Source organism: Agrococcus jejuensis, from assembly GCF_900099705.1.
In the GTDB taxonomy this organism is placed as follows: domain Bacteria; phylum Actinomycetota; class Actinomycetes; order Actinomycetales; family Microbacteriaceae; genus Agrococcus; species Agrococcus jejuensis.
Window position 1 is genome coordinate 3,166,561 of the sequence record NZ_LT629695.1, and the last position, 22,947, is coordinate 3,189,507.

Below are 22,947 nucleotides of genomic sequence, written 5' to 3' on the forward strand. Positions count from 1 at the left end.
TGGTCGCAGTCGAGGCTCCACTCCTGCACGACGACGCCCCCGGTCGGCGAGGACCGGGGGCGTCGGATCTGTGCGTCGCTGAGCGCGGCTGCTAGGTGAGCATCACGAGCAGCGGCTGCGTGGTCGGCTGCTCCGAGCCGCCCTCGGGCTCGACGGTGATGGCGACGCCGTCGCCCTCCTCGAGCGTGCCGTCGAGCGCGTGCACGACGCTGCCGTCGCCGCCCGCGAACGTGCCGGCCGGGATCGGGTCGCCGTCGGCGGGCATGAACCACGCCTGGTAGACCTGCTCGGCCTCGAGTTGCGACAGCCCCTGGAAGACGAACGCCGCCTCACCCTGCTCGTCGGACCACATGAGCGTGGCGCGCGACCCGTCGGCGAGCGACGCCGTCTGCGTGCGCACGTCGGCGGCGTGCACGAGCGCCGACACCGGGTCGGGCGTGCGGATGGCCTGGCCGATGCCGATGCCGCCCACGAGCAGCACGACCGCTGCCGCGGCAGCGCCCAGCAGCGAGCCGGGACGCTGGAACCAGCGACGGCGCGCCGCGAGCTCGCGCGGACCGGCGACCGTCGAGCCGCCGCCAACGAGCGCGGGCTCGCGGTCGTCGAGCGTCTCGGCGTCGACCGTGTCGTCCGACTCGACGGCGGCCAGCACGGGCGTCGTCTCCTCGGCCGTCAGCTGCTCGGTCGCAGCGACCTGCTCGAAGATGCGGGCACGCAGATCCGCAGGCGGCGCCACGGCGACCGCATCGGCGAGTGCCGCCGCGGTCTGCTGCATGTCGGCCAGCTCGGCGAGCGTCGCCTCGTCCGCCTCTGCGTCGAATCGTCGACGCTCCTCGGTCTCGAGCGCATCGAGCGCCCGAGCCGCGATGTCTTCACGGTGCTTCATCATCACGACACCCCCAATGCCGCGCGGAGACGGATCATGCCGTCTCGCAGTCTCGTCTTCACGGTCCCGAGCGGCGTCTCCAGCCGCTCGGCGATCTCGGTCTGCGTGAGCCCGCCGTAGTAGGCGAGCACGATCGCCTCGCGATGCGCCTCGGTCAGCGTCGCGAGCGCCTCGCGAACGCGAGCACCCTCGACCTTCACGTCTGCGGACTCGCTGACGACGTCGAACGGCGCCACGGAGTCGCGGATGCCGATGCGCTCGTCGCGGTCGCGCTGCGCCTGCGACGACCGCACGCGGTCGACCGCCTTCGAATGCGCGAGCGCGAGCGCCCACCCGACCGAGGAGCCCCGGGCAGGGTCGAACGTCTTGGCCTTGCGCCACATGTCCACGAACACCTCCTGGGTCACCTCCTCCGCCTGCGAGCGATCGACGAGCACGCGCAGCACGAGTCCGAAGACTCGTGCCGACAGCGCGTCGTACACGACCGCAAATGCCTCGCGATCGCCGCCGGCGACGCGCACGAGCGCATCGTCGACGTCGGTCGCACGCCTCGTAGGCGTCACAGGGCTCGACTCAGGGACTGCTGGCACATGTACCAGCATCCCACGTGGGCTCCGAGACACCGGTCGGTGCCACGGCGTTGCGATCGTCGTCACGAGTGTGCTTCGGAACCCCTCCCGAGACGGATTGCCAGTCTCCAACGGGGGACACGCCCGGTTGGGCTAGACTCGCTCGGTGCGCCTCTGCCAGGGCTGGGCGCCCACGGGGCGTAGCTCAGCCTGGCTAGAGCACCCGCTTTGGGAGCGGGAGGCCGCGGGTTCGAATCCCGCCGCCCCGACCCCCACAAGAACCACCCGAATCCGAATCCAGGAGACGACCACGTGAAGACCACGGTCGAGCAGCTCGAGCCCACGCGCGCGAAGCTCACCATCGCGGTGACGCCCGAGGAGCTGCGTCCCGCCATCGACGCCGCCTACAAGGAGATCGCGGAGCAGATCCAGATCCCCGGCTTCCGCAAGGGCAAGGTCCCCGCGGCGATCATCGACCAGCGCATCGGTCGCGACCAGGTGCTGAGCCAGGCCGTGTCCGAGTCGATCGACGAGCACTACCGCGCCGGCGTCGCCGAGTCGGGCATCAAGCCCCTCGGTCGCCCGAGCGCCGACATCGCCACGTGGCCCGAGGCCAAGGACTACTCCGGCGACCTCGTGCTCGAGATCGAGGTCGACGTGCGCCCCGAGTTCGACATGCCCGCCCTCGAGGGCCGCACGGTCGAGGTCTCGCCCGTCGCGATCGGCGACGAGGCGATCGACGCCGAGCTCGACACGCTGCGCTCGCGCTTCGGCACGCTCGTGACGGTCGACCGTCCCGCTGCCAAGGGCGACTTCGTGACCCTCGACCTCGTCGCCACCATCGACGGTGCAGAGGTCGACCGCGCCGCGGGCGTGTCGTACGAGGTCGGCTCGGGCGAGCTGCTCGACGGCATCGACGACGCCGTCGAGACCCTGACGGCCGGCGAGGACACCACGTTCACGTCGACGCTCGTCGGCGGCGAGCACGCAGGTGCCGACGCCGAGGTCGCCGTGTCGGTCACGGCCGTCAAGGAGCGCGAGCTGCCGGCCGCCGACGACGACTTCGCCCAGATGGCGAGCCAGTTCGACACCATCGCCGAGCTGCGCGACGACCTGTCGACGAACGTCGCCCGTCGCGAGACGCTGCGCCAGGCGCAGGACGCTCGTGCGGCGCTGCAGGAGGCCCTCGTGGCCGACGCCGAGATCCCCGTGCCGACGCAGGCCGTCGAGGACGAGGTGCACCGCCACCTCGAGGGCGAGAACCGCCTCGAGGACGACGTGCACCGCGCCGAGGTGACCGAGGAGACGCAGAAGCAGATCCGCTCGGGCATCCTCTTCGACCGCATCGCCGAGGAGCAGGACCTGCAGGTCTCGCAGACCGAGCTCTCGCAGTACGTCATGCAGATGGCGCAGCAGTACCAGATGGCGCCGCAGGAGCTCGTCGAGATCCTGCAGCAGAACGGCCAGCTGCCGACGATCCTCGCCGACCTGCTGCGCGGCAAGGCACTCACCTGGGCCCTCGGCCAGGTCGAGGTCAAGGACACCGACGGCGCCGTCGTCGACCTGTCCGAGTTCACGCAGACGGAGCCCGAGACGACCGAGAGCGACGTCGAGGCCGCCATCCGTCAGGCCGAGGCGCGCATCGCCGCCGAGGCGCAGGACTGATCCGATCGAAGGGGCCCGACCGCATGCGGTCGGGCCCCTTCGTCGTCCCCGCACGCCTGCGGCGAACAGGGCCCGGCGCGTGCGTTGCACCCCCATAGGGTTGATCCCGACCGAAGGAGCATGACGTGGCTGAAACCGGCTTCCCGCCCACTGTCTTCGACCGGCTGCTGCGCGATCGCATCATCTGGCTCGGCGAGGACGTGCGCGACGACAACGCGAACGAGATCTGCGCGAAGATCCTGCTGCTCGCAGCCGAGGATCCGAACAAGGACATCTACCTCTACATCAACTCGCCCGGCGGCTCGGTCACCGCGGGCATGGCGATCTACGACACGATGCAGTTCGTGCCGAACGACATCGTCACCGTCGGCATCGGCATGGCCGCCTCGATGGGGCAGCTGCTGCTCACGTCCGGCACGATCGGCAAGCGCTACATCACGCCGAACGCGCGCGTGCTGCTGCACCAGCCGCACGGCGGCTTCGGCGGCACCTCGTCCGACATCCAGACGCAGGCGCAGCTCATCCTCGACATGAAGCGCCGCCTCGCCGAGATCACGGCCGAGCGCACCGGCAAGACGGTCGAGCAGGTCAACGCCGACGGCGACCGCGACCGCTGGTTCACGGCGCAGGAGGCGCTGGAGTACGGCTTCGTCGACCACCTCCGCGAGTCGGCGACCGACGTCGCGGGCGGCGGCGGCACCGATCAGGAGGAGAACCGATGACCCCGACCTTCGAGGCGGGCGGGCAGTCGCTCGCGCTGCCGCAGTCGCGCTACATCCTGCCGCAGTTCGAGGAGCGCACGCCCTACGGCTTCAAGCGCCAGGACCCGTACAACAAGCTGTTCGAGGACCGCATCATCTTCCTCGGCGTGCAGGTCGACGACGCGTCTGCCGACGACATCATGGCGCAGCTGCTCGTGCTGGAGTCGCAGGACCCCGAGCGCGACATCGTCATGTACATCAACTCGCCCGGCGGCTCGTTCACGGCCATGACGGCGATCTACGACACGATGCAGTACATCCGTCCGCAGGTGCAGACGGTGTGCCTCGGCCAGGCGGCGTCCGCCGCCGCCGTGCTGCTCGGCGCCGGCGAGCCCGGCAAGCGCCTCGCGCTGCCGAACGCGCGCATCCTCATCCACCAGCCGTCGACGTCGGATGCGTCGCGCGGCCAGGCCTCGGACATCGAGATCCAGGCCCGCGAGGTGCTGCGGATGCGCTCGTGGCTCGAGCAGACGCTCGCGTCGCACACGAAGAAGGACGTCGAGCAGGTGTCGAAGGACATCGAGCGCGACACGTTCCTCTCGGCCGAGGAGGCGCTGGAGTACGGCCTCATCGACCAGGTGCTGACGTCGCGCAAGACGCAGCCCGCGCTGCTGGGCTGAGCCGAAGGCCACGCACGAAGGCCCCCACCCGATCGGGTGGGGGCCTTCGTCATGCGCGGCGCGACGGGCGCAGCGGGTCAGCGCGCGTCGGGGTCCCGGGGCTCGTCGGGATCCTGCGGCTCGTCGCGGTCGCTGAGCTCCTTGCGCAGCCCACGGCGGTACGTGGCGATGATGACGCCGGCGACGGCGGCGAGCAGGGCGATGCCGATGCCGACGTACGCGAGCGCGGGCAGGCCGCCCTCGCCGTCGCCCTCCTCGGGAGCGCCCGTCGGGGCCGTCGACGGCGCGGTGCTCGACGACGGCGGCTCGGAGCTCGCGGTCGGCTCCGCGGACTCGGTGGGCTCGGCCGTCGGCTCGGGCGTCGGCGTCTCGCTGGGCGTCGTCGCCCCGCACGTCGGCGCGGAGGACTGGCCGGGCACGGCTGCGGCGTCGTCGCCGGGCTGCCACGCGAAGTCGACGACGCCCTCGATCGGGTGGCCGTCGGCCGAGACGAGGCCGTAGCGCATCGTGTAGACGCCCGCCTCGCCGAGCGTGGCTGCCGTCGAGAGCGTCGGGCCCGAGGCGGTGGTGCAGCCGTCGCCGTAGTAGAGGCCGGCCTGGTCGGTGATGAGGATGACGTTCGACGTCGAGCCCTCGACGGCGAGCACGTCCTCGCTCGCCGTCACGGTGAACGTCTCCGGCAGCGTCGTGATCGTCGCGCCGTCCTGCGGGTTCGTGTCGACGATCGAGGCGTGGGCGGGCAGCGGCAGCACGAGGGATGCGGCGGCGGCCGCGAGCGCGAGGGTCTGGATCACGCCTCCACGGTAGCCGCGCGGATGCACCGGTTCTCGACGCCACGCGTCACGCTGCACGTTCCTGTCAGCGCGCGACGCTAGGCTCTGTGGCACCGATGGGGAAGGAGCGGTGCCATGGCACGACTCGGAGAGAGCGGTGACCTGCTCAAGTGCTCCTTCTGCGGCAAGAGCCAGAAGCAGGTGCAGCAGCTCATCGCCGGCCCTGCCGTGTACATCTGCGACGAGTGCGTCGAGCTGTGCAACGAGATCATCGAGGAGCGGCTCGCCGAGGCAGGCGAGACGGCACCCGAGAACGACATGCCGCTGCCGAAGCCGAAGGAGATCTTCGACTTCCTCGAGGAGTACGTCGTCGGCCAGCGGCCCGCGAAGCGCTCGCTGTCGGTCGCGGTCTACAACCACTACAAGCGCGTGCAGGCCATGCAGTCGCTGTCGAGCGCCGAGGTGGCGCGCGAGCAGGTCGAGCTGCAGAAGTCGAACATCCTCATGGTGGGCCCCACCGGCTGCGGCAAGTCGTACCTCGCGTCGACGCTCGCCCGCAGGCTCGACGTGCCGTTCGCCGTCGCCGACGCGACGGCGCTCACCGAGGCCGGCTACGTCGGCGAGGACGTCGAGAACATCCTCCTGAAGCTCATCCAGGCAGCCGACTACGACGTGAAGCGCGCCGAGACCGGCATCATCTTCATCGACGAGATCGACAAGGTCGCCCGCAAGGCCGAGAACCCGTCGATCACGCGCGACGTGTCGGGCGAGGGCGTGCAGCAGGCGCTGCTGAAGATCCTCGAGGGCACGGTCGCGTCGGTGCCGCCGCAGGGCGGCCGCAAGCACCCGAACTCTGAGTTCATCCAGATCGACACGTCGAACGTGCTGTTCATCGTCGCCGGTGCGTTCGCGGGCCTCGAGGACATCATCGCGGGGCGCGCCGGCAAGCGCGGCATCGGCTTCGGCGCCGAGATCTCGTCGGCGAAGGCGGACCTCGACATCTTCAGCGAGGTGCTGCCCGAGGATCTCCACAAGTTCGGGCTCATCCCCGAGTTCATCGGTCGACTGCCCGTCATCGCCACGGTCTCGCCGCTCGACCGGGCTGCGCTCGTCGACATCCTCAGCGAGCCGAAGAACGCGCTCGTGAAGCAGTACCAGCGCATGTTCGAGCTCGACGGCGTGCGCCTCGACTTCGAGCCCGCCGCGCTCGACGCGATCGCCGACCTCGCGGTGCTGCGCAAGACGGGTGCGCGCGGCCTGCGCGCGATCCTCGAGGACATCCTCGCGCCCGTCATGTTCGAGGTGCCGTCGCACGAGGGCGTCGCTCGGGTGATCGTGACCGAGGAGTCGGTGACGGCGGGGGAGATGCCCGTCATGCTCACGGCCGACGACATCGAGCAGCTCTCGGCCTGACTCGTGAGGCGGGCGTGGTCGCGCCCGGCATGCAGGTGAGGGTAGCCTTACCTCTCGTGACGGATCCGCAGCGCCTCTCCGCGACCGACCTCCGCCTCGCCTACGGCAGGCAGGACGTCGTGCACGACGCGTCCATCACGCTCGAGCCCGGCCGCGTGACGGTGCTCGTCGGCCCGAACGGCAGCGGCAAGTCCACGCTGCTGCGCGGCCTCACGAGCCTGCACCGCCCCTCCGACGGCGCGATCGTCTACGGCGACGGCATCATGGCCGCCGACCTCAGCGAGCGGCAGCTCGCGCAGCGCGTCGCGATGCTGTCGCAGTCGCGCCCGACCCCGTCGGGCGTGACGGTGCGCGAGGTCGTCGAGTACGGCCGCTTCCCGCATCGCGGCCGCCTGCGCCGCCGCGACCCCGAGGGCCCCGGCGTCGTCGACCGTGCGCTCGCCGCGACGGGCGTCGTCGAGCTCGCCGACCGCCCGGTCGCCGAGCTCTCGGGCGGCCAGCGCCAGCGCGTGTGGCTCGCCTCGTGCCTCGCGCAGCAGACGGGCATCGTGCTGCTCGACGAGCCCACGACGTACCTCGACCTGCGCTTCCAGGTCGAGATCCTCGACATCGTGCGCGACCTCGCCGACGACGGCGTCGCCGTGGGCGTCGTGCTGCACGACCTCGACCAGGCCGCCGACGTCGCCGACGACGCCGTGCTGCTCGTCGACGGCCGCATCGTCGCCGCGGGCGCGCCCGCAGACGTGCTCACGGCCGAGCGGCTCAGCGCCGCCTACGGCGTCGCGATCGACGTCGTCACCGACGAGGACGGGCATCTGCACGTCCGCCCTGCGCGCCGCTCGCGGCGCACCCCTGCCGCCGCCTGATCGGGCGACGACACCGACTGGGTGCGCTGTCGCGCGCCCGCAGAGAGGATCCGACATGCGTCGAACCCTGGCCGTCACGGCGATCGCCGCCGCAGCCGCCATCGCGCTCGCAGGCTGCGGCACGACCGAGGCCCCCGAGGAGGAGGGCGCGGCATCGGGAGAGTCCATCACCGTGACCGACGCTCGCGGCGTCGAGGTCACGATCGAGGGCCCTGTCGAGTCCGTCGTCGCCCTCGAGTGGGTCGCCGTCGAGCACGTGCAGACCGTGGGTCTCGAGCTCGCGGGCGTCGCCGACGTCTCGGGCTACGAGGACTGGTCGGGCACGGGCGCGCCGCTCGAGGGCGACCCGGTCGACGTCGGCACGCGCGGCGAGTCGAGCGTCGACGCCGTCGCCGAGATCGCCCCCGACCTCATCATCGGCGTCGCAGGCGGCACCGACGAGCAGGTCGAGCAGATGGAGGCCATCGCGCCCGTCGTGATCCTGCAGGCGGCCGACGCGTCGGCGCCGCTCGACACGATGCTCGCCGACCTGCGCCTCGTGGGCGAGGCGACGGGTCGCGAGGATGCGGCCGAGACGGCGATCGCCGAGTTCGAGACGCACCTCGACGAGCTGACGTCGACGGTCGAGGAGGCGGGTCTCGCCGGCACGCCCATCGGCCACCTCGACGGCTACGAGAACGGCGGCCAGGTCGAGATCCGCACCTACGAGCGCGGCTCGCTGCTCGCTGCCGCCGCGGAGCGCATCGGCTTCACGACCGCCTTCACGGGCGAGGGCGACGAGCAGTACGGCCTCGGCATCACCGACGTCGAGGGCCTCACCGACCTGCCCGACGATGCACGCCTCGTCTACATGACCGTCGGCGACGACGACGTCTTCGCGGGTGCGCTGCAGTCGAACGCCATCTACACGGGCCTCGCAGCCGTGCAGCAGGGGCACGTCACGCGCCTGTCCGACGGCATCTGGCTGTTCGGCGGCGTGCACTCGGTGTCGTCGTACCTCGACGAGCTCGTCGCGGCAGTCCAGGCATGACCCTCGCGACCGCGAGCACGCCGACGCCGGCCGCGACGCCCGCGCGTCGCACCGGCGCGGGCGTCGTCGTGCTCGCGGTCGCGCTCGTCGTGCTCATCGCGCCGCTGTCGATCTGGCATCTGTCGCAGGGCACGACCTCCCTCGGCCTCGCCGACGTCGTCGCGTGGGCGCTCGGCGACGCGCGCCACGACGCGATCCTGCAGGACGGCCGTGTACCGCGCCTCGCCGCCGCGCTCGTCGTGGGCGTCGCCCTCGGCGTCGCCGGATACGCGATGCAGTCGCTCGTGCGCAACCCGCTCGCGTCGCCCGACACCCTCGCTGTCAACGCGGGCGCCGCAGCGGCGCTCGGGCTCACGGCGGCGTTCGGCATCACGCTGCCCTTCCTCGGCGGCGCTGCGCTCGCGTTCGTCGGCGGCATCGCCGCAGCCGCCATCGTCGTGGCGATCGGCCGCGGCAAGGGCCAGAGCACGCGGATGATCCTCGTCGGCACCGCCCTCGCGCTCGCGCTGCAGAGCGTCGTGACCGTGACGATCCTGCTCGCCGAGCAGCAGACGCGCGGCCTCTTCGCCTGGGGCGTCGGGCAGCTGTCGCAGAACGGCATCGGCACCGTCGTGCAGGCGCTGCCGATCGTCGTCGGCGGCATCGCCGTGCTGCTCGTGCTCGCCAGGCGCCTCGACCTCCTCGCGCTCGGCGAGGACACCGCCTCGCTGCTCGGCGTCGGCGTGCGCTCCCTGCGCCTCACGACCCTCGTCGCCTCGGTGCTGCTGGCAGCGAGCGCCGTCGCGATCGCCGGCCCCATCGGCTTCGTCGGCCTCGCAGCCCCGGCGGCGATCCGCCTCGCGGGCTCGCGCATCGCCGGCCTCCACCGCCACATCCTCGCGCTGCCCATCGCGGGGCTCGCGGGCGCGGCGCTCGTGCTCGTCGCCGACGTGCTGCTGCGCGCCGTGCTGCAGGGCCGGGCGTCGCTCGACGTGCCGACGGGCGTCGTCACGAGCATCGTCGGCGCCGTCTTCCTCGTCGTGCTCGCTCGCACGCTGCCGGGCGCGAACCAGGCGGAGCCGATGTCGGCGCTCGGCGAGCGCTCGACGTTCCGCCGGGCGTGGATCCCGATCGCCGTCGCGGCCGTCGCGCTGCTCGCCGTCGTGATCACGGGGCTGCTCGTCGGCGGCCGACCGATGCTGCTCGGCGACGTCATGAACTGGCTGCAGGGGCAGGCGGGCAGGCAGGTCTCGATCGCGCTCGACGCCGGCGCGCCGCGCGTCGTCGCGGGCGTGCTCGCCGGCGCTGCCCTCGCCCTCGCGGGCTCGCTCGTGCAGACCGTCGCCCGCAACCCGCTCGCCGACCCGTACCTGCTCGGCGTCGCGAACGGCGCAGGATTCGGCGCCATCACCGTCATCACGCTGTCATCGGCGGCATCCGGCTGGCTCATCGCCGGCGGGGCGCTCGCCGGCGGCATCGTCGCGGCGGGCATCGTGCTCGCCGTCGTCGGCTGGCGCATGCTCGGCGCGCTGCGGCTCGTGCTCACCGGCATCGGCGTGAGCGCGGCGTTCGGCGCGCTCACGAGCATGCTCATCACGACGACCGACCCGTGGAACGCCGCGAAGGCCATCACGTGGCTCGGCGGCAGCACCTACGGCCGCGGCTTCGAGGACTCGCTGCCCGTGCTGGGCGCGCTCGTCGTCTGCGGCGTCGTCGCCTGGGGCATGCGCCACGACCTCGACCTCGTGCAGCTCGACCAGGACACCCCGCGCCTGCTGGGGGTGCGCCTGTCGCACGTGCAGCTGCTCGCGCTCGTGCTCGCGGTGCTGCTCACGGGCACCGCCGTCGCCGCCGTCGGCGTCGTCGCGTTCGTCGGCCTCATCGCGCCGCATGCGGCCCGCGCGCTCGTCGGGTCGGCGCACCACCGCTTCGTGCCGCTCGCGATCCTGCTCGGCGCGACGCTCGTGGGGGTCGCCGACCTGCTCGGCCGTCGCCTCATCTACCCCGAGCAGCTTCCCGCGGGCATCATGACGTCGCTCGTCGGCGTGCCGTACTTCATCCTGCTCGTCCTGCAGTCGCGGCGCCGCGCCCAGTAGGCCGCGTCAACCGGCGAGCGCCCGCAGCGACCGCACGTAGGCGGCGGGCGTCACGCCCGCGACGGTGCGCAGGTCATTCGTGAGGTGCGCCTGGTCGGCGTAGCCGAGCGCCGACGCGACGTCGGCAGGCGTCGCGTCGGGGAGCGCGAGCAGCCGCGCGGCCTCCTGCAGGCGGATGCGGCGAGCGACGGCCTTCGGTCCCATGCCGACCGTCGATGCGAGGGCACGCTGCACCGCGCGATCGCTGCTGCCGGCGAGCACGCCCGACGAGCGTGCGCGCACCGCATGGGACATCGCGGCGACGGCGGCGTTCGCCGTCAGGCCCTCGCGCGTCGGCACACGGTCGGCAGTCGCGGCGAGCAGCGCCGCATCGGCGGCGCGGAGGCGCCCGTCGAGCGAGTCCGCCGCGGCGACGGTCGCGAGGATCGCGTGCAGTCGGGCGTCGGCCTCCGCGTCGACGGCGGTCGTGCCCGGGGCGCCGATCGGCACGTCGGAGACGACCGCGAGCCCCGCGGGCCGCAGGCGGATGCCCAGCACCTCGCCGGCGCCGCGGATCGTGCGCGTCCACGCTCGCGGCCCCGGCGTCGTGCGCACGAGCGGCCACGGCACGTCGCCGTGCTCGACGGACACGGTCACGGCCGGCGCCTCGATGATCCGCTGCTCGACGACCTCGTCGCCGAGCGACCACGCGACGTGCCAGTACGTCTCGACGACGTTCGCGAGTCCGGGATGCGGCGCGTGCCAGGTCGCGGCGAACCGGGCAAGGTTCGCGGGCTCGAGCACGCCCGACCGCTCCTCGGGATCGATGGGCTCGGCCATGTCGCGATTCTGCAAGACGGATGCTGGACATCGCGCGAGGATCGCAGCATGACGACGAACTACGCAGGCGCCTTCATCGAGGTCGCGCCCGACTCGACCGCCGCAGGCCCAGAGGTGCCGCCGGCACGCGCGACCCCGAGCGTCGCCGAGCTGCAGCACGCGCTGCTCGCCGAGCATCCGTACCGGTACACGTCCGACGAGCTGCTCTTCGAGGTCCACGCCATCCGCTCGAGCATTGCGGACGCCGACCGCGACGCCGCGCGCGCGGCGTTCCTCGCGAAGGACCAGGCGTGCCTGCGCGCGTCGCCGCTGAGCAAGCGCTACGGCTGGGGCACGCACCACGACTCCGACGGTCGCGTCGCCCTCGTCGGCGTCGGCACCGCGGAGTACGCGGCGCTCGCCGCCGACCCGACGCTCGAGCACCGCCAGGCGATGCGGTCGTCGCGCGCCTGTCCGGGGTCGACCAGGCGCGCGACGCCGCGGGTCACTCCAGGCCGCGGCGCGTGAGGAGGGGAGCGAGGTCGGCGTCGCGTCCGCGGAAGTCGCGGTACGCCTCCAGCGGGTCCTTCGAGCCGCCGACGCCCAGCAGCCGCTCGCGGAAGCGCTGGCCGGACTCGCGCGTCGCGCCGTGCTCCTGGAACCACTGCACGGTGTCGGCGTCGAGCACCTCCGACCAGATGTACGAGTAGTAGGCGGCGGAGTAGCCACCCGAGAACACGTGCTGGAAGTAGCCGGACGAGTAGCGCGTCGGCACGGTGTCGAGCAGCAGCCCGACGCGCTCGAGCGCCGCACGCTCGAACGCCGCGACGTCGTCGACGGACTCGCCGGGCGCGAGCGTGTGCCACGCCTGGTCGAGCAGCGCCGCCGCGAGGTACTCGCTCGTCGCGTGCCCCTGGTCGAACGTCTCCGTCGCGCGGATGCGCTCGAGCACGTCGGCGGGGATGGGCTCGCCGGTCTCGACGTGGCGCGCGTACTGCTCGACGATGCCGGGCCACAGCATCCACATCTCGTTCACCTGGCTCGGGAACTCGACGAAGTCGCGCGGCACGTTCGTGCCGGCGACGCTCGGGTAGCCGACGATGGCGAAGAGGCCGTGCAGCGCGTGGCCGAACTCGTGGAAGAGCGTGTTCGTCTCGTCGAACGTCAGCAGCGTGGGGGAGCCGGCGGGCGGCTTCGGCACGTTGAGGTTGTTCATGACGACGGTCGGCTGGTCGAGCAGGCGGTTCTGCGAGATGAGCGGATTCATCCAGGCGCCGCCGCGCTTCGAGTCGCGCGTGTAGAGGTCGAGCAGGTACAGGCCGACCTCGCTGCCGTCGGCGTCGTGCACCTCGAAGACGCGCACGTCGGGGTGGTAGCCGTGCAGGTCGTCGCGCTCGGCGAACGTCACGCCGTAGATCTGCGTCGCGGCGGCGAAGACGCCGTCCTGCAGCACGCGCTCGGCGGGGAAGTACGGCTTGAGCGCCTGCGTGTCGACGTCGTAGCGGGCCGTACGCAGCCGCTCGGTCCAGAACGCCCAGTCCCACGACGCGAGCGCGTAGTCCTCGCCCGCCTCGTCGACGAGCGCCTGCAGGTCGGCGGCCTCGGCCTGCGCGTTGCGCGCGGCAGCCGGTGCGAGTCGCGACAGCATGGCGTCGACCGCCTCGGGCGTCTTCGCCGTCGCATCCGCCGTCACGACGTGCGCGTGCGTCGGGAAGCCCAGCAGCGCGGCGCGCTCGGCACGCAGCGCCACGATCTCGAGGATGACTGCGCGGTTGTCGTGCGCGTTGCCGCGCGTGCCGCGCGCGAGCGACGCCTCCATGACCCGCTGGCGCAGGGCACGGTTCGTGAGCTGCGAGAGCCACGGGTGACCAGAGAAGAGCGGCAGCGTGATGAGGTGCTTGTCGTCGAGCCCGCGGTCGGCCGCAGCCTGCGCGGCCGAGGCGATGTCGCCTGCCGAGAGGCCGTCGAGCTCCTCGGCGGTGTCGACGACGACGGCGAGGTCGTTCGTGTCGGCCTGCAGCTGCTGGTCGAACGTCGTCGTGAGCGTGGCGAGGCGCTGGTTGAGCGCCTTGAGGCGGGTCGTGCTCGCCTCGTCGAGCGCCGCGCCCGCGAGCGTCATGCGCAGGTGCCACTGCTCGACGACCCACGACTGCTCGGGCGTCCACGACGCGTCCGGGTGCTCGTGCAGGTGGGCGATGCGCGCGTAGAGCGCCGGATCGAGCTCGATGGCGTCCGAGTGCGCCGCCCAGCGCGGCGCGATCTCGGCCTCGAGCTCGTCGAGGAACGGCGTCGTGTCCGACGACGACAAGGCGAAGAACACGTGGCCGACGCGGCCGAGGATGGCGCCGGATGCCTCGAGCGGCGCGATCGTGTCGTCGAACGTCGGCGTGCCCGGCTGCGCCGTGATGGCGGCGATCTCCTCGAGCTGCTGCGCGAAGCCCGCGTCGAACGCGGGGCGGTAGTGCTCATCGCGCACGTCGGCGAACGGCGGCAGCTGGTAGGGCAGGGAGGACGGCTCGAAGAACGGGTTCTGCATGTCGCCAGCCTAGGTGCGTCGCACGGGTCGCGGGCTGGCTAGGCTCGGCTGTCGTGAGCGACGTCGTCTACTCCCACGGCCACCACGAGTCCGTCACGCGCGCGCACGCCGCGCGCACGGTCGAGAACTCGGCCGCGTACCTCGTGCCGTACCTCGAGCGCGGCCAGCGCATCCTCGACGTGGGCTGCGGGCCTGGCTCGATCACGATCGACCTCGCGCGCCGCGTCGGCGACGGCGAGGTCGTGGGCATCGACGCGAGCGCGCAGGTCGTCGAGCAGGCGCGGGCGCTCGCCGAGGCGTCGGGCGTCACGAACGTGCGCTTCGAGGTCGGCGACGCGTACGCGGTCGACGCGGCCGACGGGTCGTTCGACGTCGTGCACGCCCACCAGGTGCTGCAGCACCTCGGCGAGCCCGTCGCGGCGCTCGCCGAGTGGCGGCGCGCATCGCGCGGCATCGTCGCGGCGCGCGACGTCGTCTACTCGGCGACGGCGATCCACCCCTTCAGCGAGGGGCTGCGCGAGTGGCGCCGCATCATCGTTGCGCTGCAGGATGCGAACGGCGGCGAGGCCGACGCGGGCTCGCACCTCAAGGCATGGGCGCGAGCCGCGGGCTTCACGGACATCGCGACCGACGTCGAGACCTGGTGCTTCGAGTCCGACCAGGCGCGCACGTGGTGGGGCCACCAGTGGGCCGAGCGGGCGATCGCGTCGAGCTTCGCGACCGGCACCGATGAGCACGGGCTCGCGACGCCCGCGGACCGCGAGGCGATCGCGGAGGCGTGGACCGCGTGGGCGGCCGATCCCGACGGCTGGATGTCGATGATCCACGGCTGGATCGTCGCGCGCGCCTGAGCCGGTCGTGGCTGCGCGGGGCAGCGAGCACGCTCGGCGCGAACACGCCGAGGATCCTTTGCAAAGACATCTTTGCATTCGGTAGGCTGACGGCATGCCCGTCGCCGACGATGGTCGGCGCGCATCCGTCGACCTGCCCTCGCTCAAGGCCCTCGCGCACCCGCTGAGGGTCGCGCTGCTGCACGCGCTCACGACGCACGGGGCCCAGACCGCCTCCGCGCTCGGCGCCAGGCTGGGGGAGTCGAGCGGCTCGACGAGCTACCACCTGCGCCAGCTCGAGCGCGCCGGCTTCGTGCGCGAGGTCGAGGGTCGCGGCACGGCGCGCGAGCGTTGGTGGGAGCGCGCCGTCGGCGACGTCGACGTGTGGACGCCCGAGCTCGCCGCGATGCAGGAGGGCCGTGCCGCCGCCGCGGCCGTGCTCGGTGCCTGGAGCGCCGAGGGTACGCGCCTGCTGCAGGAGTTCATCGACCACGGCGAGGACGACTTCGCCCCCGAGGTCAACGACGCCGCGCGCGTCGCCACGCTGCACGGCCACCTCGCCGTCGACGAGCTGCGCGCACTGACTCGCGACGTGGAGGCGCTCATCGCCGAGCGCCTCGCCGCGTCGCGCACGCACGAGGGCGACGAGGACGCGTTGCGCGTGCTCGTGCAGCTCCACGCCTTCCCGGTGGCCGACCGGGCGCCAGCCGCGTCTCCTGCCAGGGACGCACCTACGAGAGGAGCTCCATGAGCAAGCACGAGCAGCCGGTGACGCGACCCATCGCGATCGTCAACGACACGTTCGTCGTCGCGCAGATGGTCATGCGCCCCATGCGCTGATCCGAGGAACGAGGAAGGCCCCCGCTCGCGCGGGGGCCTTCGTCATGTCCGGAGCGATGCGGATGCGTCGCGTCAGTCGCGCTCCACGAGCACGCCGTCGCCCGCGAGGGTGATGCGCGTGCCGTCGTCGCACTCGACGATCGGCGCGCCCTCGAGGTACGTGAGCGTCCAGCCCCAGCCCGTCGTGTCGGCGCCGAGGTCGACGAGCGCTCGCTCCTCGGCGGCGATCGCCTCGCGCACGACGGGCGGCAGCGACGCGGGAGCGTCGCCGCCGACCGGCCAGCGCGAGCCGATGTTCATCGACGGCCCGCGTTCACGCCTGCTGCTCGCCTTCGGGCGCGAGCTCGATCGAACGCACCTCGAGGGCGTCGCCCGCGACGAGCTCGAGCCGCTCGATGCGGCCCACGTCGGCGAGGTCGCGCGCCGCCTGCTCGAGCAGGCCGAGCTGCGTCGACGGCGCCGCGAGCACCGCGTGCGTCACGGGCGTGCGCTGGCTGGCCTTCGCATCCGACTTCGCACGGCGGATGCCGATGAGCGCCTCCGACACCGCGGGCAGCAGGCCCGTGGGGCCGGCGCTCGTGGGCAGGTCGCTGCGCGTCGGCCAGGCGGCGACGTGGATCGAGCCCTCGTGCGTCCACGACCACACCTCCTCGGTCGCGAACGGCAGCACCGGCGCGAGGAGGCGCAGCAGCACGTCGATCGCGGCGCGCAGCGCGCCGATGGCCGACGCACGGCCGATCTCGTCGCCCTGGTACGCGCGCTGCTTCACGACCTCGAGGTAGTCGTCGCAGAACGTCCAGAAGAACGTCTCGGTGAGCTCCAGCGCACGCGCGTGGTCGTAGCGCTCGAGGGCCGCGGTGGCCTGGTCGATGACCTGGCCGAGCTCCGCGAGCATGTCGATGTCGATCGGGTTCGCGATCTCGCCGGGCTCGCCCTCCATCTGGTACACGAAGCGCGCCGCGTTGAGCACCTTCATCGCCAGGCGACGACCGATCTTGATCATCTTCGGGTTCTGCGGGTCGAGCGTCGCGTCGACGCCGAGGCGCGACGAGAGCGCCCAGTAGCGCACGCCGTCGGCGCCGTGCTCCTCGAGCATGCCGAGCGGCGTGACGACGTTGCCCTTCGACTTCGACATCTTCTTGCGGTCGGGGTCGAGGATCCAGCCCGAGATCGCCGCGTGGCGCCACGGAGCCTTGCCGCCCTCGAAGAGCGCGCGCAGCGCCGTCGAGAACAGCCAGGTGCGGATGATGTCCTGGCCCTGCGGGCGCAGGTCGAACGGCGCCACGAGGTCCCAGAGCTCGTCGTCGACGCCGCCCCAGCCGCCTGCGAGCTGCGGGGTGAGCGACGACGTCGCCCACGTGTCCATGATGTCGACCTCGCCGACGAAGCCGCCGGCCACGCCGCGCTGGTCGGCCTCGAAGCCGTCGGGCACGTCGGTCGACGGGTCGACCGGCAGCTGCGACGGGTTCGGCAGCAGCACGTCGTCGAAGAGGGTCTCGCCGTCCTCGCCCACGCGGTACCAGACGGGGATGGGCACGCCGAAGTAGCGCTGGCGCGAGATGAGCCAGTCGCCCGCGAGGCCCTGCACCCAGTTCTCGTAGCGCACGCGCATGTGGTCGGGGTGCCACTCGATGCCGCGGCCGAGCTCGAGCAGGCGCTCGCGCAGCTCTGCGTCACGGCCGCCGTTGCGCACGTACCACTGGCGCGTCGTGACGATCTCGAGCGGCTTGTCGCCCTTCTCGTAGAACTTCACGGGATGCGTGATGCGGCGCGGCTCGCCGACGGTGCGCTCGGCGGCCGTGAGCGCGGCCACGAGGGCCTCCTTGGCGCTGAACACCGTCTTGCCGGCGAGCTCGGCGTAGAGGGCCGTGCCCGCTGCCGAGGCGATGGCGGCAGGCGCGTCCGGCAGGAAGCGACCGTCGAAGCCGATGACCGGGCGAGCGGGCAGGTCGAGCTCGCGCCACCAGATCACGTCGGTCATGTCGCCGAACGTGCAGACCATCGCCACGCCGGTGCCCTTGTCGGGCTGGGCGAGGTGGTGCGCCAGGAACGGCACCTCGACGTCGAAGACGGGCGTGCGCACCGTCGTGCCGAAGAGGTGCTGGTAGCGGGCGTCGTCGGGGTGCGCCACGACGGCCACGCACGCCGGCAGCAGCTCGGGGCGCGTCGTGTCGATGCGCAGGTCGCCGTCGCCGCTCGTGAAGAGCAGCGTGTGGAACGTGCCGGGCTGCTCGCGGTCCTCGAGCTCGGCCTGCGCGACGGCCGAGCGGAACGTCACGTCCCACAGCGTCGGCGCGTCGGACTGGTACGCCTCGCCGCGCTCGAGGTTGCGCAGGAAGGCGCGCTGGCTCGTGGCCCGTGCGTGGTTCGAGATCGTGCGGTACGTCTGCGACCAGTCGACCGAGAGGCCGAGCGTGCGCCAGAGCTCCTCGAACTTGCGCTCGTCCTCCTCGGTGAGGCGCTCGCAGAGCTCGATGAAGTTCTGGCGCGAGACGGGCTGCTGCTGGGCCTTGGCCGGGGCGTCGCCGTCGAACGGCGGCGTGAAGTCGGCGTCGTAGGGCAGCGTCGGGTCGACGCGCACGCCGTAGTAGTTCTGGACGCGGCGCTCGGTCGGCAGGCCGTTGTCGTCCCAGCCCATCGGGTAGAAGACCGTGCGGCCGCGCATGCGCTGGAAGCGCGCGATGACGTCGGTGTGCGAGTACGAGAAGACGTGCCCGACGTGGAGCGATCCGGAGGCGGTGGGCGGCGGCGTGTCGATCGAGTAGATCGTGTCGCGGCTCTGGCCCGTGCGGTCGAACCGGTACGTGCCCTCCTGCTCCCAGTGGGCGTCCCACTTCGTCTCGAGTCCCTCGAGGGCGGGCTTCTCCGGCATGGCGCTCATGGCGTCCCCTTCTCGCTCTGCGCGGCATCGTGTCCGTGGATGCCTGGTTGTGCAGTCGAGTCTATCGATCCCTGATGGATCCGACGATCGTGCTCAGGGCGCGTCGTCGCTCGCAGGCGGGTCGGGGTAGCGCCGCTCGCGGCTGGGCTTGATGACGAGGAGGAACGCGAGCACGAGGGTGCCGATCGACGCCATGAGCAGGATGTCGCGCACGAGCATGTGCTCCATCGTCATGCCGACGAGGCCGAGCACGGCGGCGAAGGCCACGAGGATCCAGGTGGCGCGGGGGATGCGGCGCAGCATGCTCCGAGCGTAGCCAGCGATCCGTCGGTCCGGCGCGCGTCAGGGTGCGAGCGGCAGCGCCAGCACCGCGCGACCGGCGGCGACGTCGCCCGACCAGCGCAGCCGATCGTCGTCGGCGGGGATGCGGTGCCACAGCGCGAGCGCGAGCGCCGCGGGCTCGCCCTCGAGCGTCGCGGCCGCCTCGCTGCCGAGCAGCCACGCGCCACCGCCGTCGGCGACGAGCGCGAGACCCGCGGTCGGCTCCTCGACGCGGCCGAGCCGCAGCTGCCTCGGCCACATGGTGCCGACGATCTCGTCGATGCCGTCGGCGGCGAGCTCCGCGTCGAGCGCAGGCACGTCGCCGAGCGCCGCCGCGGCATCCCACGCGTGGATCGCGTGCTCGTGCGCCTGCCTGCGGATCCAGAACCCGACGGTGCGGGGCGGCGCGATGGTCCACGCGTGCGTCGCCGCGTCGACGGCGAGGGCCTCGAGCAGCGCCTGCGCCGAGTCGGCGAGCCAGGCGGCGAGCCCGGCGTCGTCGGGCACGCGCGGCGCGGGCGCGTCGCCGTCGCCGTGCGCGAGCGCGTGCAGCACCCAACGCTCGATCTCGCCGACGTGCGCGACGAGGTCGCGCAGCGTCCAGCCGGGGCACGACGGCACGGGCGCGGACCACGCGCCCTCGTCGACGGCGCGGCGGGCGAGTGCGACCATCGTCCGCACCTCGCGGGCGAGGTGGATGCGCAGGTCGGTCGTCTCGAGGGTCATCGTGCCGCCCAGCGTACGAGCGCGCGCTCGACGGCTGCGCGCACGCGCGGCACGGCGTCGTCGCGCAGCGCCTCGACCGCGGGCAGCGCCTCGTCGACGCCGCGCGCGACCGCGACGGCGACGGCCATGGCGCGCACGCGGCCGTGCTCGTCGTGCAGCGCGAGCAGCACGGTGGCGTCGGCGCCGTCGCCCCACGCGTAGCGCAGGCCGCGCACGCCCCACTCGCGCTGCCAGTGCGCGGGCCAGTCCTCGGTGCCGCCGAGGAACGCGAGCGGGTGCCGCGACTCGGCGCCGGCCACGAGCTCGCCGCACCAGTCGACGACCGCCTGCTCGCCGAGCGCACGCACGGCCGCGGCCACGGCATCCCTCGGATGCGCGTCGGGCAGCGGGAGGCTCACGCTCTGCATCGTGCCACCCGCCGCCGACGAGACGCGAGGCCCCGATCAGACGGTCGCGGGCTCCCGCGCGGGCGCGGCCTGCGCCGCATCCGCCTCCTCGTCGCCGAGCTTGCGCATCGAGCGCGCAGCGAGCGAGCCGACGAGCGTCGCGACCGACAGCACGGCGAGCACGATGCCCGGGTGCCACCACGCGTTCGCCGTCGCGTCGCCGAGCGCGTCGGTCACGAGCGGGATGAAGCCCGAGATCACGGCGGCGATCGCGTACGCCATCGACAGCGCCGAGTATGCGTGGCGACCGCGGAACAGCTCGCTCATCGTGCCGCCGAGCGCCGCCCACGACGCCGTGGGCAGCACGCCGCCGACGAGCATCATCGTCACGAGGAACCCGAACGTCGCGCTCGAGAGCAGCCAGTACATGGGGAAGGCGATGAGCAGCGTGCCGATCGCACCGATCGCGACGACGGTCGGCGAGCCGATGCGGGTCGCGAGCCAGCCGAAGGCCGGCACCGTCACGAACTGGAGCAGGCCGCCGATCGTCGCGGCGAGCAGCAGCTGCATGGGGTCGAAGCCGAGCGACTCGGCGCCGTAGTCCATCGTGTACGTGTTCATCAGCGAGTACGAGCCGATGCCCAGCAGCGCCGTGAGGATCGCGACGACGAACGCAGCGGGCTGGCTCGCGATCGCGGCGAGCGCGGGCACGCGCTGGCGCTCGCCGCGCTGCTCGAGCGCCTTGAAGACGGGCGTCTCGTCGACCGACGCGCGCAGGTACAGCGAGACGGCGATGAGCGGGATCGCGACGAGGAACGGGATGCGCCAGCCCCACGCCGAGACGGCCTCGGGGCCGAGGCCGAAGAACAGCGCGAGCATGAACCCGCCGGCGGCGACGGAGCCGATGGGGGAGCCGAGCTGCGGCAGCGACGCGAAGAACGGGCGACGGCGGGCGTCGGCGTGCTCGGTCGCGAGCAGGATCGCGCCGCCCCACTCGCCGCCGAGCGAGAGGCCCTGCACGACGCGCAGCAGCACGAGCACGACGGCGCTCATCGCGGCCCACTCGGTGCCGGTGGGCAGCAGGCCGACGAGGCCGGTCGCGACGCCCATGAGCGTGACGGTGAGGATGAGCGTGCGACGGCGGCCGAGGCGGTCGCCCAGGTGGCCGAAGATCACGGCGCCGATGGGGCGCACGACGAAGGCGATGCCGATCGTCGCGAACGCGGCGAGCTGCGCCCCGGCGGCGCCGAGCGCGGAGAAGAAGAAGGGGCCCGCGAAGAACGCGGCGAAGTACGAGTAGACGTAGAAGTCGTACGACTCGAGCGCGGTGCCGATCGTGGCGGCCGCGGCGACGCGGCGGGGGCTCGAGGTGCGCGAGGTGCTGCTCACGGATGCTCCAAGGAATGATGGATCGGGTCCAGGAACGCCTGCGACCCTCGCATACTGTAGTCCCATGGCAGCAGGCGTCCGCGGCAGACCGCGCTCCTCGTCGGTCGCGGACCTCGAGGAGGCCGCGGTCGAGCTCTTCCTCGAGCAGGGCTACGAGTCGACGTCGATCGACGACATCGCCCGCCGCGCCGGCATCTCGCGCAGCGCGTTCTTCGGCTACGTGGGCGCGAAGTCCGACCTGCTGTGGCACGACGTCGACCAGGTGGTCGTGCGCGTGCGCCTCGTCGACGGCATGCAGCGCGCCGCGGTCGTGGAGTCGATCGCGGTCGCGCTCGAGCCGTGGGCCGATCGTGTGCCGTGGATGCTGCGCGAGACGGCGATCATGGGCACGGATGCCGTGCTGCGGCAGTCGGCGTTCGAGCGCCTCGAGCCGCTCGTCGCCCGCGTCGAGCGGGCGCTGCGCGGCAGCGAGGGGCGGGCGGCGCTGCCCGCTGCGGCCGGTCTCGTCGCGGCCATCGCGACGGGCATCGTCGAGTGGAGCCACGACGGCCGCTCGCGAGGCTCGGCGGCCGACGCCGCGAGACGTGCCGCTCGCTGCATGGACGGCTGAGCGCCGCGCGAGCGCTGCGATCGACCCGGGATCGTCACGATCCGATCACGACGACCGGATGCACGGTGGGCGCAGGGCGTTCCCACAGCATGCCTCCATGAGCATGGACTCGTGCGCATCCCCGCCCTCCTCGCAGCCGCTGCTGCCGTCGTCGTCCTCACCGCCTGCGCTCCGAGCGCGCCCGTCGTCGAGACGGAGACCGTCGGCGCCGATGCGCCCACGACGCCCGTGCCGACGTCGGTCGTCGTCGCCGAGCCCGCAGACGAGGCGGGCGATGCAAGCATCGTGCGCGACGACGTCGTGGTGACGCAGCCCGCGTCCACGCCGACCGCGAGCCCGAGCGCAGCGCCGACCGACGGGGTGTGGGACGACGTGAGCCCCGCCGAGCCCACCGTCTGGGCGGAGGACCTCTCGAGCCTCTTCGTGACGGCCGACGACGTCGCGGCGGTCGAGTGGGTCGATGCGTTCCAGCAGCAGCGCTCCAGCCCCTGGGTCACGGCCTGGGCACCAGCGTCCACCGAGCTGTTCTCGCTGCGCTGGTCGCTCGACTCCGCCGCCGGCTCCGGCCAGGCGTGCTCGCCGCTCTTCGCCGAGGCCGCGCAGATCCCCGTCGTCGCCGCGTACTCCACCGGGCTCCAGACGCCCGACTACGCGCTCGACTACGTCTACGAGCTCTCGCTCACGCGCATGCAGAGCGCCGCCGACGCGCAGCGGATGACCGACCTCTACGCGCAGGGCTCCGCGCTGTGCCCGCTCGCGAGCTCGCTGCCGACCGACGTCGTCGTGACGGGCCGCAGCCCCGACGTTCCCGGAGGCGCGGCGTTCCAGTACTACGTCGGCCACACGGCGTGGGAGACGCAGGCCGTCGCCGTCGGCGACCTGCTCGTCGAGCTGCGCTACATCCAGGAGGTCACGTACCTCGGCAGCCCGCCCGTGCTCCAGGCGCAGCTCGCGGCGCTCGGCGCCTGACGC

Annotated in this window: 23 protein-coding genes and 1 tRNA gene; 13 read left to right on the forward strand and 11 right to left on the reverse strand. The window is 72.7% G+C overall.

Annotated elements, in window-relative coordinates; all coding sequences use genetic code 11:
- Positions 1-91 precede the first annotated feature (91 nt).
- The gene (locus BLQ67_RS15035; RefSeq protein ID WP_092506404.1) at positions 92-889 is read right to left on the reverse strand and encodes an anti-sigma factor; all 798 of its coding nucleotides are present in this window, start codon (positions 887-889) and stop codon (positions 92-94) included.
- Positions 889-1,488 carry an ECF RNA polymerase sigma factor SigK gene (gene sigK, locus BLQ67_RS15040; RefSeq protein ID WP_092506406.1) on the reverse strand — a complete coding sequence of 200 codons (600 nt, stop codon included), beginning with the start codon at positions 1,486-1,488 and terminating at the stop codon, positions 889-891. The genes BLQ67_RS15035 and sigK overlap by 1 nt, the downstream gene beginning before the upstream one ends.
- Positions 1,489-1,649: 161 nt before the next feature.
- On the opposite strand from sigK, the gene BLQ67_RS15045 reads away from it, so the two are divergent.
- The 4 genes from BLQ67_RS15045 to BLQ67_RS15060 all read left to right on the forward strand — a co-directional run bounded on the left by BLQ67_RS15045 (position 1,650) and on the right by BLQ67_RS15060 (position 4,501).
- Positions 1,650-1,724, forward strand: a tRNA-Pro gene (locus BLQ67_RS15045).
- Between the two features lie 43 nt (positions 1,725-1,767).
- Positions 1,768-3,120 carry a trigger factor gene (gene tig, locus BLQ67_RS15050; RefSeq protein ID WP_157674872.1) on the forward strand — a complete coding sequence of 451 codons (1,353 nt, stop codon included), beginning with the start codon at positions 1,768-1,770 and terminating at the stop codon, positions 3,118-3,120.
- Positions 3,121-3,245: 125 nt separating this feature from the next.
- Entirely contained in the window at positions 3,246-3,842 is a 597-nt protein-coding gene (locus tag BLQ67_RS15055) for an ATP-dependent Clp protease proteolytic subunit (protein WP_092506410.1), read from the forward strand.
- Positions 3,839-4,501, forward strand: a complete 663-nt coding sequence (locus BLQ67_RS15060; RefSeq protein WP_092506412.1) for an ATP-dependent Clp protease proteolytic subunit — start codon at positions 3,839-3,841, stop codon at positions 4,499-4,501. The genes BLQ67_RS15055 and BLQ67_RS15060 overlap by 4 nt, the downstream gene beginning before the upstream one ends.
- 77 nt (positions 4,502-4,578) lie before the next feature.
- On the opposite strand, the gene BLQ67_RS16650 is transcribed toward BLQ67_RS15060, so the two are convergent.
- Positions 4,579-5,295: a copper resistance CopC family protein gene (locus BLQ67_RS16650; protein WP_172802352.1), complete on the reverse strand. Its 717-nt coding sequence runs from the start codon at positions 5,293-5,295 to the stop codon at positions 4,579-4,581.
- Positions 5,296-5,409: 114 nt separating this feature from the next.
- Between BLQ67_RS16650 and clpX the strand changes: the two genes are divergently transcribed.
- From clpX to BLQ67_RS15090, 4 genes are read left to right on the forward strand one after another with little or no spacing between them, the layout of a single operon-like run.
- Positions 5,410-6,687, forward strand: coding sequence for an ATP-dependent Clp protease ATP-binding subunit ClpX (gene clpX, locus BLQ67_RS15075; protein WP_092506416.1), 1,278 nt, complete (start codon positions 5,410-5,412; stop codon positions 6,685-6,687).
- 56 nt (positions 6,688-6,743) lie between these two features.
- Entirely contained in the window at positions 6,744-7,553 is an 810-nt protein-coding gene (locus BLQ67_RS15080; RefSeq protein ID WP_269457089.1) for an ABC transporter ATP-binding protein, read from the forward strand.
- Positions 7,554-7,608: 55 nt separating this feature from the next.
- Positions 7,609-8,583, forward strand: a complete 975-nt coding sequence (locus tag BLQ67_RS15085; RefSeq protein WP_092506418.1) for an ABC transporter substrate-binding protein — start codon at positions 7,609-7,611, stop codon at positions 8,581-8,583.
- Entirely contained in the window at positions 8,580-10,658 is a 2,079-nt protein-coding gene (locus BLQ67_RS15090; RefSeq protein WP_092506420.1) for an iron ABC transporter permease, read from the forward strand. Before BLQ67_RS15085 ends, BLQ67_RS15090 begins: the two co-directional genes overlap by 4 nt.
- A gap of 6 nt (positions 10,659-10,664) precedes the next feature.
- Here BLQ67_RS15090 and BLQ67_RS15095 read toward each other — a convergent pair whose 3' ends face one another.
- On the reverse strand, positions 10,665-11,477 hold the full coding sequence (locus tag BLQ67_RS15095; RefSeq protein ID WP_092506422.1) for a helix-turn-helix transcriptional regulator: 813 nt from the start codon (positions 11,475-11,477) through the stop codon (positions 10,665-10,667).
- A 48-nt stretch (positions 11,478-11,525) separates the two neighbouring features.
- Between BLQ67_RS15095 and BLQ67_RS15100 the strand changes: the two genes are divergently transcribed.
- A complete protein-coding gene (locus BLQ67_RS15100; protein WP_092506424.1) occupies positions 11,526-11,984 on the forward strand; it encodes a DUF6157 family protein in 459 nt (152 codons plus the stop codon).
- Here BLQ67_RS15100 and BLQ67_RS15105 read toward each other — a convergent pair.
- Positions 11,962-13,992, reverse strand: a complete 2,031-nt coding sequence (locus BLQ67_RS15105; RefSeq protein WP_092506426.1) for a M3 family metallopeptidase — start codon at positions 13,990-13,992, stop codon at positions 11,962-11,964. The two genes, BLQ67_RS15100 and BLQ67_RS15105, sit on opposite strands and share 23 nt — an antisense overlap.
- A 53-nt stretch (positions 13,993-14,045) precedes the next feature.
- Between BLQ67_RS15105 and BLQ67_RS15110 the strand changes: the two genes are divergently transcribed.
- Both BLQ67_RS15110 and BLQ67_RS15115 read left to right on the forward strand, forming a co-directional pair.
- Positions 14,046-14,843: a methyltransferase domain-containing protein gene (locus BLQ67_RS15110; RefSeq protein ID WP_092506428.1), complete on the forward strand. Its 798-nt coding sequence runs from the start codon at positions 14,046-14,048 to the stop codon at positions 14,841-14,843.
- A 94-nt stretch (positions 14,844-14,937) separates the two neighbouring features.
- Positions 14,938-15,573 carry an ArsR/SmtB family transcription factor gene (locus BLQ67_RS15115; protein WP_092506430.1) on the forward strand — a complete coding sequence of 212 codons (636 nt, stop codon included), beginning with the start codon at positions 14,938-14,940 and terminating at the stop codon, positions 15,571-15,573.
- A gap of 161 nt (positions 15,574-15,734) precedes the next feature.
- Here BLQ67_RS15115 and BLQ67_RS15120 read toward each other — a convergent pair whose 3' ends face one another.
- The 6 genes from BLQ67_RS15120 to BLQ67_RS15145 form a co-directional block, all read right to left on the reverse strand.
- Positions 15,735-15,962, reverse strand: coding sequence for a hypothetical protein (locus BLQ67_RS15120; RefSeq protein ID WP_092506432.1), 228 nt, complete (start codon positions 15,960-15,962; stop codon positions 15,735-15,737).
- A 13-nt stretch (positions 15,963-15,975) separates the two neighbouring features.
- Positions 15,976-18,543, reverse strand: a complete 2,568-nt coding sequence (gene valS / locus BLQ67_RS15125; RefSeq protein ID WP_092506433.1) for a valine--tRNA ligase — start codon at positions 18,541-18,543, stop codon at positions 15,976-15,978.
- Positions 18,544-18,636: 93 nt separating this feature from the next.
- Positions 18,637-18,846, reverse strand: coding sequence for a hypothetical protein (locus tag BLQ67_RS15130; RefSeq protein WP_092506435.1), 210 nt, complete (start codon positions 18,844-18,846; stop codon positions 18,637-18,639).
- Positions 18,847-18,885: 39 nt separating this feature from the next.
- Positions 18,886-19,590 carry a maleylpyruvate isomerase family mycothiol-dependent enzyme gene (locus BLQ67_RS15135; protein WP_092506437.1) on the reverse strand — a complete coding sequence of 235 codons (705 nt, stop codon included), beginning with the start codon at positions 19,588-19,590 and terminating at the stop codon, positions 18,886-18,888.
- Positions 19,587-19,988, reverse strand: coding sequence for a hypothetical protein (locus BLQ67_RS15140; protein ID WP_092506439.1), 402 nt, complete (start codon positions 19,986-19,988; stop codon positions 19,587-19,589). Before BLQ67_RS15140 ends, BLQ67_RS15135 begins: the two co-directional genes overlap by 4 nt.
- A 45-nt stretch (positions 19,989-20,033) precedes the next feature.
- Entirely contained in the window at positions 20,034-21,365 is a 1,332-nt protein-coding gene (locus BLQ67_RS15145) for an MFS transporter (RefSeq protein ID WP_231945079.1), read from the reverse strand.
- 64 nt (positions 21,366-21,429) lie between these two features.
- Between BLQ67_RS15145 and BLQ67_RS15150 the strand changes: the two genes are divergently transcribed.
- Positions 21,430-21,975, forward strand: a complete 546-nt coding sequence (locus BLQ67_RS15150; protein ID WP_092506443.1) for a TetR/AcrR family transcriptional regulator — start codon at positions 21,430-21,432, stop codon at positions 21,973-21,975.
- Positions 21,976-22,086: 111 nt separating this feature from the next.
- The gene (locus BLQ67_RS15155) at positions 22,087-22,944 is read left to right on the forward strand and encodes a hypothetical protein (protein WP_092506445.1); all 858 of its coding nucleotides are present in this window, start codon (positions 22,087-22,089) and stop codon (positions 22,942-22,944) included.
- Positions 22,945-22,947 lie beyond the last annotated feature (3 nt).